Raw genomic sequence first — 18918 nt, 5'->3', positions numbered from 1 at the left:
CGGCGATGGAAACCTTGAGCTTGGCAACCACATCAGTTCCCTGCGGCCCGAAACGGTCAACACCATGAACACCGAGGCAAACCACTCCCGCCAGGTACGGCAATCCCCGGCCTTCGTTCCGCTGCCGGGCAGCGAACGCGGCACCGAGCCCGGACCTTCAGCCACGCCGGGCCTGCGCGCCCCGGCTCCCGATGACCAGGAAATCGAGATCAACATCTACCTGCGCCGCCGGCAGCCGGTTCCCGAACGGCTGCTTCCCGGCGGCCCGCCGTACGGCGGCCCCGAAACCGGACATGGCGCAGATCCCGCGGACATCGAACTGGTCACCCGGACCTTGACCCGCATCTACGACTTCCCCGCAGGAACCGACGGCAACGGATCGGTGATCGCCATCATCGAGCTTGGTGGCGGCTACGGGATGGCCGACCTGCAGGCCTACTTCCCATCCCTGGGCATCCTGGTTCCGAAGGTCACTTCCATCGGCGTCGACGGGGCCAAAAACGTACCCGGAGCCGACCCGCAGGGCGCCGACGGAGAGGTGCTGCTGGACATCGAGGTCGCCGGGGCGCTGGCACCGAAGGCGGAGATCAAGGTCTACTTTGCGTCCAACACCGATGCCGGGTTCATCGACGCAGTGGCCAAGGCGGCCCACGACTCCCCCACCCCCGCGGCGATCAGCATCAGCTGGGGGCAGGCCGAGGACCAATGGACCGAGCAGGCCCGCACCCAAATGGACGAGGCATTCATCGACGCCACGCTGCTGGGAGCCACGGTCACCGCTGCGGCGGGCGACAACGGCAGCGCCGACAACGTCCCCGACGGAAAGAACCATGCTGACTTCCCCGCATCCAGCCCGCACGCCCAGGCGTGCGGGGGCACCAGTCTGCTGGCGGATCCGCACTCCGGGAGGGTGGCTTCGGAAACCGTGTGGAACGACTCGACGCATTCGGCAACCGGCGGCGCGGTTTCGGACGCCTTCGACGTCCCGGCGTGGCAGGGCCACCTGAGCGTGGCCACCGGCACCGCACCCGCCACTGCCCTGGCCGGGCGGGGCGTGCCTGACGTGGCGGCGGTGGCAGACCCGCGGACCGGCTACAAGGTGCGCATCGACGGCAGCGACATGGTCATTGGCGGCACCAGCGCCGTCGCCCCGCTCTGGGCGGCACTGCTGGCCCGTCTGTCCGGGGCATCCGGGCATGGCAGCGGACTGCTGCAGCCGGCCCTCTACGCAAGCGCTCCCGCAGGCACCACTGGTGCCGGGTTCCGCGACATCGTCACCGGGAACAATGGAACATACTTGGCCACGGCGGGCTGGGATGCCTGCACGGGCCTGGGTGTTCCTGTGGGAACGGCGCTGGCAGGCCGCATCAGGGGTCCCGTACCGGCTATTACTGCCCCGGGGCCGGACGCACCGTAAGGATCTGTTCGCTGCGCCCGAAGGGCCCGTGCACATCGTGCAGCACCGCGCTGGTCAGCCCGATGCCATCGGTGCCGTAGGTCTGCTGGGCCTGGATCCCAAGCCACTGGCCCACCGGACCGCGATGCATGTGGATCTGCAAATCGACGTTCGGGAACATCCAGGAATCGGGCCCCGGTTCCACGCGCGGCGCCACGCCATTGGCGGTGTCGACCATGCCCAGCAACCGCACCAGGTCCGAGGTGTGCGTTCCGGCCACCATTTCGAAGTTGTTGCGCATCCACACGATGCCCTTGCCCGGACGGTGGCCGTCGGCGCCACGGAATTCCAGGCCCTCGATGTACCCGCCGGGCCACGGCGACATGCCGGTGAAGGGATCAAGTTCCTCGGGGTGCACCACCGGGGCATCCTCGTTTGCTGCCACCGCGGAGCTGTCCAGTGTCGTCAGCCTCCAGCCGCGGGCCACGATGCAGGTGCGTCCGTGCGAAAGCATTTCCGCCTCGATAAGCTCGATGGTCCGGCCAGGACGGAGCATGCGGGTCTTGACCTCGAATTCCCCGCCGTGGATGACCCCGTAGATGTCCAGGGACACCCGCGCCATGCGCATGTCGGCGCGCGGGGCGAAAAGTTCCAGCTCGTGCACCAGCACCCCGGTCGCCGGGGCCATGTGCTGCTCGTGCGGGTTCCAGGCGCCCTGGGCGTGCACCGTGGACCGGTAAGTGCCCGCGCCGGTTGGCTCGTAATAGAAGTCGCCCACCGCGAGTTCCGGAAGGTTCTGCTCGGCAGCCGTTTGCGTCATGGTCCCTGTTCCCTTTGTTCCAGTGGCTTCATCACCACCAGGTTTCCGGCTTTCAGCTTAGCCAGCAATGCGACCCGGACCACAATCCAAATCGGGCCAGGAGTCCAGGCTTCCGGCACCGAATCCTTGGCGAGCCCCGCGCCGCCCGCATAGGGTGAGGAACAATCGTCCCGACCAGCAGGAAGAGATACCGATGAGCACTGTCGCCGAAACCATGATCGCAACCCTCAAGGCCAACGGGGTCAAACGGATCTACGGGGTGGCCGGGGACTCGCTCAACGGCCTGACCGATGCCATGCGCAAGGACGGGTCCATCTCCTGGCTCGGTGTGCGGCACGAGGAGAGCGCCGCGTTTGCCGCCGGGGCCGAGGCGGAAATGACCGGGAAACTGGCCGTATGCGCCGGAAGCTGCGGACCCGGAAACCTGCATCTGGTCAACGGCCTCTACGACGCGAACCGCAACCGGGTCCCGGTGCTGGCCATCGCCGCCCACATCCCCAGTTCCGAGATCGGCAGCAACTACTTCCAGGAAACCCACCCGGCCGAGCTATTCCGCGAGGCCAGCGTATTCTGCGAGGTCGTCTCCACACCGGACCAGATGCCGCGCCTGCTGGAAATCGCCATGCGGACCGCGATCGAGCGCCGCGGCGTGGCGGTGCTGGTGATGCCCGGCGACGTCGCACTGGCCCAGGCCGCCGGCACCCGGACCTCCGTGATCACCGCCAGCCGTTCGGCGGTGCTCCCCCACCCCGAGGACCTGGCCCGCGCCGCCGGCTTGCTCAACGCGGGCCGGCGGGTCACCATCCTTGCCGGCGCCGGCGTTGCAGGGGCCCATTCCCAGGTCATGGACATTGCCGGCCTGCTCGGTGCCCCGATCGTGCACTCGCTGCGCGGGAAGGAGCACATCGAATTCGACAACCCCTACGACGTCGGGATGACCGGGCTGCTCGGTTTCGCCTCCGGGTACCGCGCCATGGACGCGGCGGACACCATCCTGCTGCTGGGTACCGACTTCCCCTACCAGCAGTTCTACCCGCAGGACGCGAAGATCATCCAGGTCGATGTGCGCGGGGAACAGCTGGGCCGGCGCACCAAGATCGACGCCGGGCTTGTCGGCACCGTGGCCGATACCCTGGAGGTCCTGGCGCCGCTGCTTGAGCGCAAGACCGACACCACGCACCTGCAGGACGCGCAGAAGCACTACCGCAAGACCCGCGAAAAGCTCGACGACCTGGCCACGCCGACGCGCAAGGGCGCCAAGATCCACCCGCAATACCTGGCCCGCACCCTCGACGGGCTGGCCGACGAAGACACCGTGTTCCTGGCCGATGTCGGCTCCCCGGTCGTCTGGGCCGCCCGGTACCTCACCATGAACGGAAAACGCAGGCTGCTTGGATCCTTCAGCCACGGCTCCATGGCCAACTCCATCCCGCAGGCCATCGGGGTCCAGGCCACCCACCCCGAGCGGCAGGTCGTGACGCTCTCGGGCGACGGCGGGCTCGCCATGCTCATGGGCGACCTGTTCACGCTGGTCCAGTCGAAGCTGCCGGTGAAGATCGTGGTCTTCAACAACTCGTCGCTGAACTTCGTGGAACTGGAAATGAAGGCGGCCGGATTCGTCACCTTCGCCACAGACCTCCAAAACCCGAACTTTGCCGACGTCGCCACGGCACTGGGCATCCGCGGCTTCCGGGTGGAGAACTCCAAGGACCTCCCCGGGGCGCTGCGCGAGGCGCTGGCGCACGAGGGCCCGGCCCTCATCGACGTGGTGACCGACCGGCAGGAATTGTCGATGCCGCCGGCCATCACCGCCGAGCAGGCCAAGGGCTTCGCGCTCTACGCGATCCGCACCGTGATGTCAGGCAAGGGCGACGAGCTGCTGGATCTGGCGGCCACCAACTGGCGCCAATTGTTCTAGGCCCGGCCAAGGCAGTACTTCTCCCCCGAAAAAATGGTTCCCCACTAGGATGTTCTAAACATCAACCGCAGGTGGGAACCATGCAGATCGCCTTTGCAGTGGATCTCGAGCACGATCCCGACTTCGGGCAGGCCGCGGTCGGGACCCGGGCCGCTCCGATTCCATTCTCCTGGATCCTGGGCAGTGGCCCATCCGTGCTGCCCAGTGCCCAACGTTCCTTCCCGGCCACCGCAACAACGGCCGCCCTCACCGCTGAACTTTGGTGGATCCAGGGGTTCTGCCCGGTCGTCACGATCGAGTCCCCCGGAACAACTGCCCCGCAGCCCTCGGAGAGGATCACGCGTGCGGAACTTGCCGCATCCATCGAATCCCTTCTCCGAGGGACCGGAGCCGAAGGGATGAGGATTCCTGAGCTCTTTCCCCCGGCTCCCGCTCGCTGCGCCGCATCGGGACGGGGCGCAGCAGGCCGGCCGCGGCGGTTCGCTGGACTGGTCCGGCCTATTCGTGGATTCCCCCGCGCCGGGCGACTGCGCCGTTGCCTTCAGCCGCATCGAATCGGCGGGCCATCCGCACGCCGAAATCCTTCGGCTCGGGCTGGAGGCAAACGTTAACCGGCTGGCCCAGGGGCTGCGCAGCTGGGCAGAGGGTCCCTCCAATGGCGACGAAGCCGAATTCACCTACTGGCAGGTGCCCGGAACCGCGCTTCTCCACCGGATCACCAGCAGTTACGTCGCCGTCGGCACGCTGGTACCGGCAAGCGGCACGGCATTCGACGTGGTCGGGCCGCTTGCCGGGCAGTTGCGCCGGCTCCATGCCGATGCCACAACCGTCATCCCCGTGCTTCAACAGGCACTGGCGCAACAGCGGGAAGGGTCGCTCGCAGAGGAACATGAGGCGACGGAGCGGCAGCGGCGCGCCGAAGCCGAGGTGCGCAGGGCCCGCGATGCGGCGTTGGCACAGAAGGAAGAGCGGATCCACAAGCTCCGCGACCGCTTCGACCGGCAGAAGTCGTACGCCTACGGTGCGCTCGGACTGGTCATCTCCGTCATTGCCCTGGTCCCCACGATTGGGGCGCTGCACCCCGATTCCCTCGAAACGCCCTACGGTGGCCAGATTGCATGGATCGCCGCCTCGCTCCCCCCTGTTGCTGACGTTCACGATCAGTTTCATCATCCTGATGCGCTCACGCGGCAACCTGACCGCCGAACTCCTCAGGCTCACAGCCGATCACCTCGAGACAAAACAGCTCGCGTCCGTAGCAGTGCCCGGACAACCCGGATCCATCAACGGAACGCGAACGGCCACCCACGAACTCGGCTCCGCCGTCGGCCTTCATGCGGTGGCGGTCATCCTGCCCGACGGCACAGCCGTGGTGCCCAAGGGCTCGTTGGCCCAGGCAAGGTCCCATTCAAGCGTTTCCGTGAGAACCAACGAGCTTCGCAGGGAACTGCTCTCCTCCGGGGTCCTCGTGGCCCAGTCAGGCAGCGGCTACCTGGCCTTCGCCGAGGACCACGCCTTCGTGTCGCTCGCCGCCGCCACGCGGGCCATCCGTGCCAAGGCCGTCAGTGGCCCGGCGTGGGTGCGTGTTGGCCACCACGGTCGGCCGCCGGCTGGCCAAACGTCCTGAGGGCGATTCCGTACATCCCCGCCGTTCCCGGCAGAAATGGATCAAAGGCACGGGGCCATGGCCAAGCCGCCCCGGACGTCCCCCTGAACCGCGGGCCCGTCCTCGCTCCCGTCGACACGGCGACCGGCAAGCGATGGTTGCCGTTGGGTCCTGGGTCGGCGAGGAAAGACCGGCCCCGGGCAGAACCCAACTTCGATGCGCAACTGCGGACGCGGCCGTCATGAAAACACGGCTGCCACATGGTCTCCTGCTAAATTGGCGTCATGCAAACGCGCCGATACAGCGAAGTTGACGTCTTCTCAGCAGCACAATATCGCGGAAACCCGCTGGCCGTGGTCCACGATGCCGCAGGGCTGAGCGCCGAAGACATGCAACAGTTTGCGAACTGGACAAACCTGGCGGAGACAACCTTCCTGCTACCCCCCGAGGACCCCCGGGCCGACTACCGGGTCCGGATCTTCACCGCCAAGGAAGAACTGCCGTTTGCCGGGCATCCGACACTGGGTTCGGCCAAGGCCTGGCTCGATGCCAGCGGCACCGTCCCCGCGAACGGGCTGGTTGTGCAGGAGTGCGCTGCAGGCCTGGTGCGGGTGCGTGTTGCCGATGGGCGCATGGCATTCGAGGCACCGCCGTTGACCCGATACGAGGCAGTCGCGGAAAAAGACCTCGACCGGGTAGCCAAGGTCCTGGACATTCCACGCGCAGACATTCTCGATTCCTCGTGGCTGGTCAACGGCCCCAGATGGCTGGGCGTGCGCCTTGCATCAGCGGAGGCCGTGCTGGGGTTGCGTCCCGATCCCGGAAAATTGGGCGACCTCGAAATCGGCGTGATTGGTCCATATGCCGCCGGGTCCGAGACACAATTCGAGGTGCGCGCCTTCTTTGGAGGCGAAGCGGTGTGGGAGGATCCCGTGACCGGCAGCCTGAACGCAGGATTTGCCCGATGGCTGACCGATACGGGTGTCGCTCCCCCGAACTACGTGGCCTCCCAGGGGCAGGTATTGGGCCGCCGCGGCCGGATCCACATCAACATTGAAGACGAAGCCATCTGGGTTGGTGGAAACGTGCGGAGCTGCATCTCTGGCACGATCGAGATCTAGCGGCCAGCAGACGGATTCCTGGCGCAAACGCGACCTGCCCGCGCCCGCGGGCCGACGCGCAAGGCGTCGACTTGCCGGATAGCGTGGGCGCGGACAGCCCACCATGAAATGAATCCAGCGTCTTGTGCTTCCGGTTGCTGCCCGGCAGGACCCTGAAACACCCCCGGGTTACTCCCGGCAGACCTTCTGAAAGCCTCGCCGCGCAGACAGCAGTCGCTCGGGGGCTCAGGGCCGCGGGCTCCGGGTGCGAACTCCAAGGACCTGTCCGGGGCACTGTGCGGGGCGCTGTCCAACGCCGGCAACTTCCCCATCGTCGTGGTGACCGAACGGCAGGAACTGTCGATGCCACCCGGCATCACCGCCGGGCAGGCCCGGGGCTCCGCCATGATGCGATCCGCACCGCCCTTGGCGCAAAAGGGCAACGTGCCGCATGCCCCTGCCCGCCACCAGCCGGCACCGGATCCTCGACCAGGTTGCGTCGTGCGGCGGCGTCCCATCACGGTTGGCCCGGTGTTTCATGCCTACGCCCCACAAGCAACAACCCTGGGCAACAATCCGACAACGAAATCGCAACTTTGAACTGACTTGCAGTCAGGACTATTGCGGAAAGCGCAAACCGTGCCCTAGTGTGGCAGGATGCACGAACCCGTCAAGAGCCCATCTGCGATTGCCGATCGCACCCGTGAGGCCATACGCAACACTGGCCTGCCTCAGCGTGAAATCTCGAAGCTGACCGGCTTCGAGGAGTCCAAGTTGTCCAAGTCCCTGCGTGGGACACGGAAATTCACCAGCGAGGAAATCGTGGCACTGGCCACCGTCACCGGCGTCACTGCCAACTGGCTGATCACCGGCTCCGACTCCGCGCCGGCACCCTCGGCAGCCCCCTCGCCCGGGACACTTCCAGCCCGGCACCGGGAGGACGAGAAGCATGCCCAGCGCCGCCGCAGCATCATCAAGCGCGCCTGGTGGCTGTTCGCCCAGCAGGGCTTTGCCGCGGTCCGCATGGCCGACATCGCCAAGGATGTCGGGATCAGCACGCCGAGCGTGCACTACTACTTCCCGACCAAGCAGGCGCTCTTCGCAGAAACGCTGCATTATTCGGTGAAGCTCGCCTACGACCGCCAGGTCGCCGAACTTCAACCCATCTCCGACCCGGTGAGCCAGCTCAAGCGGCTGATCGAACTGCAACTGCCGCTGGGTCTCGAGGGCCGCGCCGAATGGTCGATCTGGATGCAGACCTGGACCAAACTGGCGGTCAACGAGGAGGGTCTGGACACCCACTCCGGCGGGTATCGGCGGTGGGTGACCACGGTGCGGGAGATCATCTCCGGCGGCCAGGCCACCGGGCACTTCGTGGATCACGATCCGTCCATTCTCACCGCCGAACTGACCGCCATGTTTGACGGCATGGGCATCCAGGTGCTGACCGGCCAACTGACTTCGAGTCAGATGTTCGCAAACGTATGCGGGTACATCGACAGAAACATCATCAAGAAGCAAGGAGCCACACCATGAGCCGCAAGATCATCGTCACCTGCGCCCTTACCGGGGCCGGGGACACCACCTCGCGCAGCGAGCACGTCCCGGTCACCCCTGACCAGATCGCTGCCGACGCCATCGCCGCCGCACGCGCAGGGGCCTCCGTGGTCCACATCCACGTCAGGGACGTCGCCACCGGACAGGGCTCCCGCGACGTGGCCCTGTATCGCGAGGTGGTCCGCCAGGTGGCGGCCTCCGACGTGGACCCGGTCATCAACCTGACCGCCGGCATGGGCGGGGACCTGTTCATCGACCCGTCGAACCCCACCGTGCACCTGCCCGGAACCGACCTGGTCTCCGGACTCGAGCGCCTGGCGCACGTGGAGGAACTTCGCCCGGAAATCTGCACCATCGACTGCGGTTCGCTGAACTTCGGAGAAGGTTCCCAGCTCTACGTCAGCACCCCCGACATGCTGCGCGAGGGCGCGGCGCGGATCCGGGAACTGGGGGTGAAGCCGGAAATGGAAATCTTCGACACCGGCAACCTCTGGTTTGCCAACGTCATGGTCGAGGAAGGACTCATCGCTCCCCCTCCGCTTTACCAGCTGTGCATGGGAATACCCTACGGGGCCCCGGTCGATTCCGGCCTGCTCCAGGCCATGGTGAACATGCTGCCCGCCGGCGCCGAGTTCACCTCGTTCGCCATCGGCCGCAACCAGCTGCCCTGGGTCGCCCAATCGGTGCTGCTCGGCGGCCACGTCCGCGTCGGGCTCGAGGACAACCTCTACCTCTCGCGCGGGGTGAAGGCCACCAACGCGCAACTGACCGCGCGCGCCATCGACATCGTCGAATCGATGGGCCACTCGGTGGCCACCCCCGACGAAGCCCGTGAAATCCTCAAGCTCGACAAGGCGGCCTAGGCGTGGAAAGCAACTACCCCGAATTCACCGACATCACCACCGTGGCCTGCGTCGGAGTGGGCACCATCGGCGGCGGCTGGGCCGCCTACTTCCTCTCCCGCGGACTGGCCGTGCGCGCCTGGGACCCCTCGCCCGACGCGGAGGCGAAACTGCGCCGACTCATCGACGCCGCCTGGCCGGCCCTGAGCGCGCTCGGCCTGGCCGAAAACGCCTCCAAGGACAACTTCACCGTCCACGCCGACCTGGCCGAGGCGCTGGAGGGGGTCGGGTTCATCCAGGAAAGCGCGCCCGAGGACCTCGCGCTCAAGCGGGACCTGCTGGCGCGGATCGCCGCGGCGGCCCCGAGGGACGTGGTCGTCGGCTCCTCCACCTCCGGCTACGGAATGACCGAGATGGCCGTCGACGCCGTCGACCCGTCCCGGCTGGTCGTTGGCCATCCGTTCAATCCTCCCTACCTGATCCCGCTCGTCGAGGTCGTCGGCGGCCGGAACACCGACGCGAAGGCCACCGAGTGGGCCTCGGGCTGGTATGAGTTCATCGGCAAGTCCGTGATCACCATGGACCGCGAGGTTCCCGGGTTCATTGCCAACCGGCTGCAGGAAGCCCTCTGGCGCGAGGCCCTGCACATGGTCGACAACGGCGAGGCGACCGTGGAACAGATCGACCTGGCCATCACCGATGGTCCCGGGTTGCGCTGGCCGCTGCAGGGCCCCATGCTGACCTTCCACTTGGCCGGGGGCGAAGGCGGGATGGCCCACATGCTCGACCATTTCGGCCCCTCGCTGAAGTCCCCCTGGACCCGGCTCGAGGCCCCGGAACTCACCCCCAGGCTGCGCCAGGACGTGATCGACGGGTGCGACGACGAGGCCGACGGGCGCAGCATCGCCGAGCTGGTCGCCGCCCGCGATGCGGCGATCATTGCCGTGCGCCAGGCGATCGAGGGCATCGAGCAACCCGGCCGGGGGCGCAACAAATGAGCCTGCCCCCGTACCACTGCGCCGTGAAGCCCGAGTGGATCGACTACAACGGGCACATGTCCGAGGCCTACTACGTGTTGGCCTTCGGCGACGCCACCACCGCGGCGATGGACGCCCTGGGCATCGACGAGTCCTACCGTCGTTCCAGTGCCCGTTCCCTGTACACGGTCGAAGCGCATGTTCGCTACCTGCGGGAGGCTACCCTCGCCGAGGAGCTTGAAATCACCACCGTCATCGTTACGGCGGGATCCAAGAAGCTGCACCTGGCCCATGAAATGCACCGAGGGGCCGAACTCATTGCCACGGAGGAAATCCTGGGCCTGCACGTGGACCAGGCCACCGGCGGAACGGTTCCCTTCCCGACCGACATCCTTGGGCGCATCGCCGGCCACGAACACGGGACCCCGGATTGGAGCGGCCGGTCCATCACCGCCTGAACCCGTCGCGCCCTTCACGAGAATCGAGTACGCCTTGAATTCCGATGCATCACCAGTTGAACGAACCCCTGGCCCCAGGCCCGCACCAAGCCGCCGAGCGCTGCTGGGCGGTGGAGTGGCCCTTGGACTGGGCTTGCTCCTGACCGCGTGCGGTTCGCCCGAGGCCTCGGTGCTGGAAGCCCCCGCCGGGGAACCGCTGAGGGGAGGATCGCTGCGCGTGGGTCTGGCCGGGGGCGGTGCCGCGGACTCGCTTGATCCCCACTCCCCCGTCAGCACCACCGACATCGCCCGCGTGGTGAACCTGTATGAGTCGCTGCTGTACCGGGACGAGAATTTCGCGCTCAAGCCCTTGCTGGCCCTCAGGGCCACCCCGGATGCCGAGGCCAGGGTCTGGACCGTGAAGTTGCGGCCCGGGGTGAAGTTCCATGACGGCCGGCCCCTCACCGCCACCGACGTGGCCGCCACCTTTGCCCGGGTCACCAACCCCGAGGACCCCAAGAGCGGGGCCGCTGCCCTCACGATCCTCGACGCGGTCAAGGTCATCGACGACCTGACCGTCGAGTTCAGGCTCAACACGCCAACCGCCACTTTCGATGATTCGTTGGGGCAGTACGCCCTGGGCATCGTCCCGGCGGACTTCGATGTGGCCCACCCCGTAGGCACCGGACCGTTCAAGGCCTCCAGCTTCGATCCCGGGCTCCGCTCGGTGTTCGTCCGCAACGACGGTTACTGGCGCGACCACCAGCCGTACCTGGATGAACTGGTCATCCTGAATTTCTCGGACGACGACGCAATGCTCAATGCCCTGCTCTCCAGCCAGGTCGATGCGATCGGCCAGATCCCGCTCGCCCTGCTGGAAGTCATCGCCGCCGACCCCCGCATCAGCATCCTGAATTCCGAGACCGGCGCCTGGCTTCCGTTCACGATGCGCATCGACAAGGCCCCCTTCGACGACGTCCGGGTGCGCCAGGCGTTTCGCCTGGTGGTGGACCGGGAACAAATGATCGAACAGGTGTTGAGTGGCAACGGAGCCCTGGGCAACGACCTCTACGCACCATTCGATCCCGGCTACGCCGGCAACCTGCCCCAACGGACCCAGGACATCGGCAGGGCCAAGGAGCTTCTTGCCGAGGCCGGCTACCCCGACGGCCTGGATATCGAATTGGTGACGGCACCGATCCAGGCCGGTGCCGTGGAAGCGGCCCAGGTGTTCGCCCAGCAGGCCAAGGCGGCAGGGATCCGGGTCAAGATCCGCAGGGTGGACACCACCACCTTCTTCGGTGACGACTATCTCTCATGGACCTTCGCCCAAGACTTCTGGTACACCCGCAACTTCCTGCCCCAGGTCAACAGCAGTTCCTTGCCCACCAGTCCGTTCAACGAGACGCATTGGGACGACGTGGAATTCCTGCAGCTTGTCGAAGCCGCCGCCACCGAGGTCGATGAGACCAAGCGCAATGCACTGATCACCAAGGCACAGGAGATCGAATACGAGCGCGGCGGATACATCATCTGGGGCCACCCCAACCAGGCAGACGCCTACCAGAAATACGTGGCCGGGTTGATTCCGAACAAGACCGGCCTTGCACTGTCCGGCTTCGAGTTCCGCCGCGCATGGATCGGAGTTACCAAGTGATCACCCGAATGATAGCCAAACGGCTGCTGGTCAGCCTGATCATCCTCTTCATCGTTTCCCTGCTGGTGTTTGTGGCAACGCTGCTGCTGCCCGGCGACCCCGCCCAGGCCATCCTGGGCCAGCAGGCCACCCCCGAACGGCTGGCCGCGCTGCGCGAGCAAATGAACCTCAACGACCCGGTCTTCGTCAGGTACTTCACCTGGCTCGGCGGCCTGTTCACCGGAAACCTCGGATATTCGGCAGCCACCGGCGGTCCCGTCACCGCACTGCTGGCCGACCGCATCCAATCCTCGCTGGTGCTGATGGGCCTGGCCGCACTGATTTCCATTCCGGTGGGCATCATCGTGGGCACCTTCTCCGCACTGAAGCGTGGGCGCGCCTTCGACAACGCAACCACCGGCGTTTCACTGGTGCTGGCTTCACTGCCCGAATTCGTGATCGGCATCGGGCTGGTTGCGTTGTTCTCGACCTCAGTGTTCAAGATCCTTCCCTCGGTGACCATGGCACCGCCCGGAGAGGCGGTGTGGAACTATCCGGTGCAGCTGGTCCTGCCCACCATCACCCTGGCCCTGGTGGTGACCCCGTACATCGTCCGGATGATGCGTGCCACCATGCTTGAGGTGCTGGATTCCGGGTTTGTGGAAATGGCACGCCTCAAGGGGGTGCCCGAGCGCCAGGTGGTCCTGCGGCACGCGGTGCCGCACGCGTTGGCCCCGGTCGCGCAGGTCATCGCGATCCAGCTGGCCTGGATGGCCGGCGGCGTGGTCGTGATCGAATTCCTCTTCAGGTACCCCGGCATCGGCCAGGCCCTGGTGGATGCGGTCGCCAACCGCGACGTGCAGGTGGTTCAGGCGCTGTCCATCCTGATTGCCGCGGCCTACATCGTGGTCAACCTGCTGGCCGATTTGGTGGGCATCTTCACGAATCCGAAACTACGCACGGAGAAAGCCGCATGAGCACCGTCGATGATGCAGTTGAACAGGGCGTTGCCGTCTCCCGCCCACCTCGCCTCCTGGCCCGGATGATGCGCCAGCGGCAGGCCAAGGTCGGCATGGTCCTGACCCTGGCCGTGCTGCTGGTCGCCCTTGCCGGGCCGCTGCTGCTGCCCTGGCTGACCGGGCACACCAGCACCGAGTTCACGGGGCGCCCGTTCACGGACACGGGAATGTTCGGAACCGACAACCTGGGCCGGGATGTGCTCTCGCGCTTCCTCGACGGCGGGTTGCGGCTGATCATCTACGCGGCGCTTGCCACCGCGCTGGGCATGGTCGTCGGGGTTGCCGTGGGCATGACGGCTGCCTATTCCCGCGGCCGGGTCGATGCACTGATCATGCGCGGCAACGACGTGCTGCTGGCCCTGCCGCAGCTGGTCTTCGCACTCTTGGCCATCACCGTTCTCGGCCCGCAGGGCTGGGTGCTCGTGGTGGTTATCGGGATCACCCATGCTCCGCGCATTGCCCGGGTCACCCGTTCGGCCACCGCGTCGGTGATCACCGAGGACTACATCCGTGCCAGTGAAATGTACGCAGTGCCCAGGTACAAGATCCTGCTCACCGAGGTCCTGCCCAACATCACCGGTCCGCTGATGGTCGAACTCGGGTTGCGCATGACCTACTCGATCGGCTTTGTGGCTGCGCTGTCCTTCCTTGGACTGGGCATGCAACCGCCCACCGCGGACTGGGGGCTGATGATCAACGAAAGCCGGATCGCACTTGTGGTCCAGCCCTGGGGCGTGCTTCTGCCCGTTGCAGCCATCGCGGTGCTGACCGTGGGAACCAACCTCCTGACCGACTCGCTCGCGCGGGCCTCGGCCAACATGAATGCGGGGAACTGAGCATGAGCACCAACATCATTGAAACCGAGGTCACCACCGGTGCACTGTGCGCCACCGACCTGCGGGTGGAAACCGATGCCGGGGTGGAAATCCTGCACGGGATCAGCTTCACCCTGCAGCCCGGGCGCATCTTGGCCTTGGTCGGCGAATCCGGCTCGGGCAAGACCACCGCGGGACTCGCCTGCATGGGGCATTTCAGGCAGGGGCTGGCCAAGGGCACCGGGACGGTGTCCCTGGGCGACGGGGGAGCGCGAAACATCCTGGATTTGCCGGATCACCAATTGCGGCGCTTGCGCGGCAAAACCATCTCCTACGTGCCCCAGGACCCGGCACTGTCGCTGAACCCGTCCATGCGCATCGGCGAGCAGATTGCCGAGACCCTGCGCGTGCACCAGATCGGTGCCACCGATTCCGCACGCCGGCTGCGGGTTGCCGAAGTCCTGGCCGAGGTCGGGCTGTCCAACGACCGTGCCTACCAGCGTCGCTATCCCCACCAGCTTTCGGGCGGGCAGCAGCAGCGCGTGGGCATTGCCATGGCGTTCGCCTGCCGCCCGTCGGTGATTGTGCTCGACGAGCCGACCACCGGCCTGGACGTCACAACCCAAGCCGTGGTGCTTCAGACAATCGACGAATTGGCCGAACGGCACCAGGTTGCGGGGCTCTACATCACCCACGATTTGGCCGTGGTGGCGCAGATCGCCGACGAGGTCGCCGTCATGCTCGAGGGCGACATCGTGGAGCACGGGGCCACCGACCAGGTGCTCTATTCTCCGCGGCACGCTTATACCCGCAGGCTTCTTGCGGCGGTTCCCGACCTGGCCGGCAAACGCCGTGTGGGCCTGGTGGAGGCTATCACCGGTGAACAGCCGTTGGTCGTCCCCGGCCCGCACGGTGTCCCGGACACCACCGGCGCCATATCCCAGGTTGATGACGCCAAGCTGTTGTCCGGCACCGGGCCCAGGGCAACGCCTGCTGCGGCTGATCCGCAGCCACTGATGCGCGTGCGCGACCTGTCCCTCTCATACGGGGAACACAAGGTCCTGGACGGGATCGGCTTCCAGTTGCTCGAAGGCGAGTCAATGATGCTGCTGGGCGAGTCGGGATCGGGCAAGACCACGCTCTCGCGCTGCGTGGCGGGACTCAATGACGAATACACCGGCTCGATCGAGCTGTTCGGCAAGGAACTGGCCACCGGCACGAGGGCACGTTCGTCCGAGGACCGACGCCGGATCCAGTATGTCTTCCAATCGCCGTTCTCCTCGTTGAACCCGCGCCGGACAATTGCCGAGTCCGTGGGCGTCCCGTTGCAGATGTCCGGAATCAGCGACAAGCGCAAGCGCCGCGCACTGGTCCTCGAAGCCCTGGACCAGGTGAAGCTCGGCGAACGCTTCATGGAGCGCCGGCCCGGGGACCTCAGTGGCGGCGAACGACAGCGTGCGGCGATTGCCCGCGCGCTGGTCAATGCCCCCTCGCTGCTGGTCTGCGACGAGATCACCAGCGCCCTGGATGTCTCGGTGCAGGCCTCGATACTGGATCTGTTGCGCACGCTGCAGACGGACCACAACATGTCGATGCTCTTTGTCACGCACAACATTGCCCTGGCCCGGCACATTTCCCAGCGTCTGGCGGTCCTGCAAATGGGCAAGATCGTGGACATCGGAACCACCGACGATGTCCTGGACAACCCGCAGCACCGCTACACGCAGGAACTGCTGGCCAACGTCCCTACGTTCAAGTAAGGAACAACATGAATGCTCCATGCGAAAAACCCTTTGCCAGCCACAACGACGGGTTGCCCCAAACCGGGTTCGAGCTGTTGTCAGGGGTCTTCAAGCGGCACTTGGCGGCCGCGGAAGGTGGAATGGCACTGTGCGTGTACCGCGAGGGCACGCCCCTGGCCCGCTTCTATGGAGGCACCACCGTCAGGGAAGGCGACTCTCCCGCCGCGGGCACCGGGTTGCCGCGCCCGTGGTCGGCCTCGACGATGGCTGTCCTGTTTTCCGGCACCAAGGGCTTGATGGCCACCATCGCCGCGATATTGATCGACCGCCGGCTGCTTGACCCGGATGCCACAGTGGCCTCCTACTGGCCTGAATTCGCCGCGGCCGGGAAGCAGGACGCCACCGTCGCCCACATCCTGGGCCACACCGTGGGCCTGGTCTATGTCGACCCGGACCCGGGACTGCACCTGCGATACGACAACAGTGCCGTGGCCGCGGTCTTGGCGGCCCAGTCCCCCTTGTGGAAACCGGGCACCCAGGTCGCGTACCACGCGCTGACCTACGGATACCTCGTGGCGGAGCTGTTCTTCCGAATCACGGGAAAGACTCCGGGGCAGCTGGTGCGCGAACTGCTGGCCGAACCCCTGGGGCTCGACCTGTATTTGGGGCTCCCCGAGGAGCTTGACCCGAGGGTCGCCACCATCTTCCGCGACGGGAACTACGCGATCTCGACATTCCTGAAGGACCCGGAACGCCGCAAGATCGTGGACCGGATGTACGCCGGCTCGCTGACCGGAGCCGATGACCCCTTCAACTCCGTGGCCATGCGGCGTGCCGAAATGGCCGCCGGCGGGGCCATCGCCACCGCCGACGCCATGGCCTCGCTGTACTCCCGCCTGGCGGCACCGGAGTCTCCCCTGGTTTCTGCCGGTGCGCTGGCCACGTCCATCGCGAGCTGGTCCGAGGGCGTGGATGCGGTCAACGACCGCCCGCTGCGCTTCGGGCTCGGCTTCGAGCTTGCCGATCCGCTGGGGACCTACGGCCCGGTCGCTCCGGCCTTCGGGCATTCAGGGGCAGGTGGAGGGTTGCACGGGGCCTGGCCGGAAAAGAACATCGGGTTCTCGTTCCTGACCAACGAGATGCTGGCGGAGGACCGGGACCGACGCGCCAAGGACCTGCTCGCGGCGCTGGCCCGCACCGTGTAAGCCCACCCGCGACGTCCCTTGGAAGGTTCCCGGGGCGCGGCATCGTGCCCGACCGGTTCCGCGGCGCTTCCGTGGATGCGCCTCCCCATTCCTATGCGGCGGGCGCACCGGCCCGCAGGGAAGCCACCGCTTCCTCCGTTTCCTCCTGGATGAGGTCGGCGTTGAGCATGGCACCGACCCGCAGCCCGTCGGCTGCGGCCATCATCACCTGTGCCAGGGGATCCCGCGTGTTGCCCGCCGCCCACAGGCCCGGGATTTCGGTCTTGCCCGTTTCATCGGCGACCACGTAGGTGCCGATCCCCGAGGGATGCGTCGCGGCCACCAGGCCCACGCCAGCAAGGGCCGCGGTCCCGGCCGCGAAGCGCGGCATGAGCACGAGCGCGTCGGCCGCGAGCTCGCCGCCGTCCCGGAAGACCAGGTGCGTCAGGTGGGTGTCGTTGCCGCGCACGCCGGTGATTTCTCGCTGCACCACCGCTATGCCTCGCGCGTCCAGCTTTTCCCGCTCCGCCGGCTCGATTTCCCGATCCGGCGCCGTGAATACGGTGACCCGGTCGCTCAACTGCCGGAACATCAGGGCCTGGTGGACGGCAAACGGGCTGTCGAGCACGGCTATGTCCCGGTCCCTGACCTCCCAGCCGTGGCAATAGGGGCAGTGCAGCGCGTTCTTGCCCCAATAGGCTTCCAGCCCCGCTATGTCGGGCAGCGTGTCGCTGACGCCGGTGGCGAGTATGATGCGGCGGGCCGCAAGCGCCTCCCCGCCTTCCAATTCGATGGTGAAGCCCTGCCCGTCAGGGTGGGTTGCAGTGGCCAGGGCGTTGCGGAAATCCACACCGTATCCCTCGGCTTCCGCCCGGCCGAGGGCCAGCAGCTCGCGCGGCGGGGTGCCATCGCGCGTGAGGAAGTTGTGCACACCTTCCGCCGGGGCGTTGCGGGGTTCCCCGGCATCGATGACGACGATGCGGCGGCGCGAGCGTCCCAGTGCCTGGGCGGCTGCCAGTCCCGCCGCTCCCCCGCCGATGATGGCCACGTCGTATGTATCCGGTCTGGTGTTCATGGTTCTTGCTCCTTGGGTCGTGTTTCACCGGTGCTTGCCGGTGCACCTTCCAGCATGCAGCCACGATCCAACAAGTGGCAATATTTTTTGCTGTTATGGCAAACTGGGGCCATGGAACAAGACTTGGACAGCACCCTGGCGCAGGTAGGGCCCCGGCTGCGAAGCCTGCGCACCGGAAACGGATACACCCTGCAGGAACTCTCCGTGCAAACCGGCATATCGGTCAGCACCCTGTCCCGCCTGGAATCGGGCCAGCGACGGCCCACACTCGAGCAACTGCTGCCGCTGGCGCGCGCCCACTCAGTGCCGCTGGACGACCTGGTCGGCGCTCCGGCCACCGGGGATCCGCGCATCCACATCAAGCCGATCACCCGCCACGGCATGACCATCCTGCCATTGAGCCGCGGATCGGGAGGCGGGCTGCAGGCCTTCAAGCACCTGATTCCCGCGGGCAAACCCGTGGTGGAGCCCGAGCTGCAGACGCACGAGGGCTACGAATGGCTCTACGTCCTCAAGGGCAGGCTTCGGCTGCGGCTGGGAGAGCACGATTTGATCCTGCCCGCCGGCGAGGCCGCAGAATTCGACACGCACACCCCGCATTGGTTTGGACGGGCGGACAACAACGCGGTGGAGTTCCTCAGCCTCTTCGGGCCCCAGGGAGAACGCATGCACGTGCGTGCCCGCCCGACTAAGAAGTCCAACCTTTGACGCCATCGGCATGAATTGCGATTGTCCAAGCCATCCGGATCAGGGCTTCCCCGGATTCACACGGCAGGAGCCGCCCGTCTGGGTCG

The 18918-nt window shown here is 66.5% G+C and carries 17 protein-coding genes; 14 read left to right on the top strand and 3 right to left on the bottom strand.

The features are described 5' to 3' along the window. The first annotated feature begins 64 nt into the window (after positions 1 to 64). A complete protein-coding gene (locus DQ353_RS02565) occupies positions 65 to 1417 on the top strand; it encodes a S53 family peptidase (protein ID WP_113761197.1) in 1353 nt (450 codons plus the stop codon). Here the strand turns inward: DQ353_RS02565 and DQ353_RS02560 are convergent. Then, positions 1389 to 2216, bottom strand: a complete 828-nt coding sequence (locus tag DQ353_RS02560) for a thioesterase family protein (RefSeq protein ID WP_113761196.1) — start codon at positions 2214 to 2216, stop codon at positions 1389 to 1391. The two genes, DQ353_RS02565 and DQ353_RS02560, sit on opposite strands and share 29 nt — an antisense overlap. Positions 2217 to 2409: 193 nt before the next feature. On the opposite strand from DQ353_RS02560, the gene poxB reads away from it, so the two are divergent. Further along, a complete protein-coding gene (poxB, locus tag DQ353_RS02555; protein WP_113761195.1) occupies positions 2410 to 4134 on the top strand; it encodes a ubiquinone-dependent pyruvate dehydrogenase in 1725 nt (574 codons plus the stop codon). 498 nt (positions 4135 to 4632) lie between these two features. Here poxB and DQ353_RS02550 read toward each other — a convergent pair whose 3' ends face one another. Continuing rightward, positions 4633 to 5304 (bottom strand): hypothetical protein, encoded by a 672-nt coding sequence (locus DQ353_RS02550; protein WP_146755181.1) that lies wholly within the window; start codon positions 5302 to 5304, stop codon positions 4633 to 4635. Between the two features lie 7 nt (positions 5305 to 5311). Here DQ353_RS02550 and DQ353_RS02545 point away from each other — a divergent pair, with 7 nt between their 5' ends. The 11 genes from DQ353_RS02545 to DQ353_RS02495 all read left to right on the top strand — a co-directional run bounded on the left by DQ353_RS02545 (position 5312) and on the right by DQ353_RS02495 (position 17070). Next, on the top strand, positions 5312 to 5761 hold the full coding sequence (locus tag DQ353_RS02545; RefSeq protein WP_146755180.1) for a DUF4357 domain-containing protein: 450 nt from the start codon (positions 5312 to 5314) through the stop codon (positions 5759 to 5761). Between the two features lie 263 nt (positions 5762 to 6024). After that, entirely contained in the window at positions 6025 to 6861 is an 837-nt protein-coding gene (locus DQ353_RS02540; RefSeq protein ID WP_113761192.1) for a PhzF family phenazine biosynthesis protein, read from the top strand. A 636-nt stretch (positions 6862 to 7497) separates the two neighbouring features. Beyond that, positions 7498 to 8376 carry a TetR family transcriptional regulator C-terminal domain-containing protein gene (locus DQ353_RS02535; RefSeq protein WP_113761191.1) on the top strand — a complete coding sequence of 293 codons (879 nt, stop codon included), beginning with the start codon at positions 7498 to 7500 and terminating at the stop codon, positions 8374 to 8376. Then, a complete protein-coding gene (locus tag DQ353_RS02530; protein ID WP_113761190.1) occupies positions 8373 to 9260 on the top strand; it encodes a beta-keto acid cleavage family enzyme in 888 nt (295 codons plus the stop codon). The genes DQ353_RS02535 and DQ353_RS02530 overlap by 4 nt, the downstream gene beginning before the upstream one ends. Positions 9261 to 9262: 2 nt before the next feature. After that, entirely contained in the window at positions 9263 to 10237 is a 975-nt protein-coding gene (locus tag DQ353_RS02525) for a 3-hydroxyacyl-CoA dehydrogenase NAD-binding domain-containing protein (protein ID WP_113761189.1), read from the top strand. Continuing rightward, positions 10234 to 10674: a thioesterase family protein gene (locus DQ353_RS02520; RefSeq protein ID WP_113761188.1), complete on the top strand. Its 441-nt coding sequence runs from the start codon at positions 10234 to 10236 to the stop codon at positions 10672 to 10674. Before DQ353_RS02525 ends, DQ353_RS02520 begins: the two co-directional genes overlap by 4 nt. A gap of 133 nt (positions 10675 to 10807) precedes the next feature. Next, on the top strand, positions 10808 to 12310 hold the full coding sequence (locus DQ353_RS02515) for an ABC transporter substrate-binding protein (protein WP_286166557.1): 1503 nt from the start codon (positions 10808 to 10810) through the stop codon (positions 12308 to 12310). 8 nt (positions 12311 to 12318) lie between these two features. After that, complete coding sequence (locus DQ353_RS02510; RefSeq protein ID WP_502696364.1) at positions 12319 to 13266, top strand: ABC transporter permease; 948 nt, start codon at positions 12319 to 12321, stop codon at positions 13264 to 13266. Continuing rightward, a complete protein-coding gene (locus DQ353_RS02505) occupies positions 13263 to 14144 on the top strand; it encodes an ABC transporter permease (protein ID WP_220093954.1) in 882 nt (293 codons plus the stop codon). The genes DQ353_RS02510 and DQ353_RS02505 overlap by 4 nt, the downstream gene beginning before the upstream one ends. A gap of 2 nt (positions 14145 to 14146) precedes the next feature. Continuing rightward, positions 14147 to 15883 carry a dipeptide ABC transporter ATP-binding protein gene (locus DQ353_RS02500; RefSeq protein WP_113761186.1) on the top strand — a complete coding sequence of 579 codons (1737 nt, stop codon included), beginning with the start codon at positions 14147 to 14149 and terminating at the stop codon, positions 15881 to 15883. An 8-nt stretch (positions 15884 to 15891) separates the two neighbouring features. Further along, positions 15892 to 17070: a serine hydrolase domain-containing protein gene (locus DQ353_RS02495; RefSeq protein WP_113761185.1), complete on the top strand. Its 1179-nt coding sequence runs from the start codon at positions 15892 to 15894 to the stop codon at positions 17068 to 17070. A 91-nt stretch (positions 17071 to 17161) separates the two neighbouring features. Here DQ353_RS02495 and DQ353_RS02490 read toward each other — a convergent pair whose 3' ends face one another. Beyond that, on the bottom strand, positions 17162 to 18124 hold the full coding sequence (locus DQ353_RS02490) for an NAD(P)/FAD-dependent oxidoreductase (RefSeq protein WP_113761184.1): 963 nt from the start codon (positions 18122 to 18124) through the stop codon (positions 17162 to 17164). A 111-nt stretch (positions 18125 to 18235) separates the two neighbouring features. Here DQ353_RS02490 and DQ353_RS02485 point away from each other — a divergent pair, with 111 nt between their 5' ends. Continuing rightward, entirely contained in the window at positions 18236 to 18832 is a 597-nt protein-coding gene (locus DQ353_RS02485) for a helix-turn-helix domain-containing protein (RefSeq protein WP_113761183.1), read from the top strand. The last annotated feature ends 86 nt before the right edge of the window (positions 18833 to 18918 follow it).

Origin of the sequence: Arthrobacter sp. AQ5-05 (assembly GCF_003287975.1) — a bacterium.
GTDB lineage: Bacteria > Actinomycetota > Actinomycetes > Actinomycetales > Micrococcaceae > Paeniglutamicibacter.
This window is presented reverse-complemented; position numbering and strand designations above follow the sequence as displayed.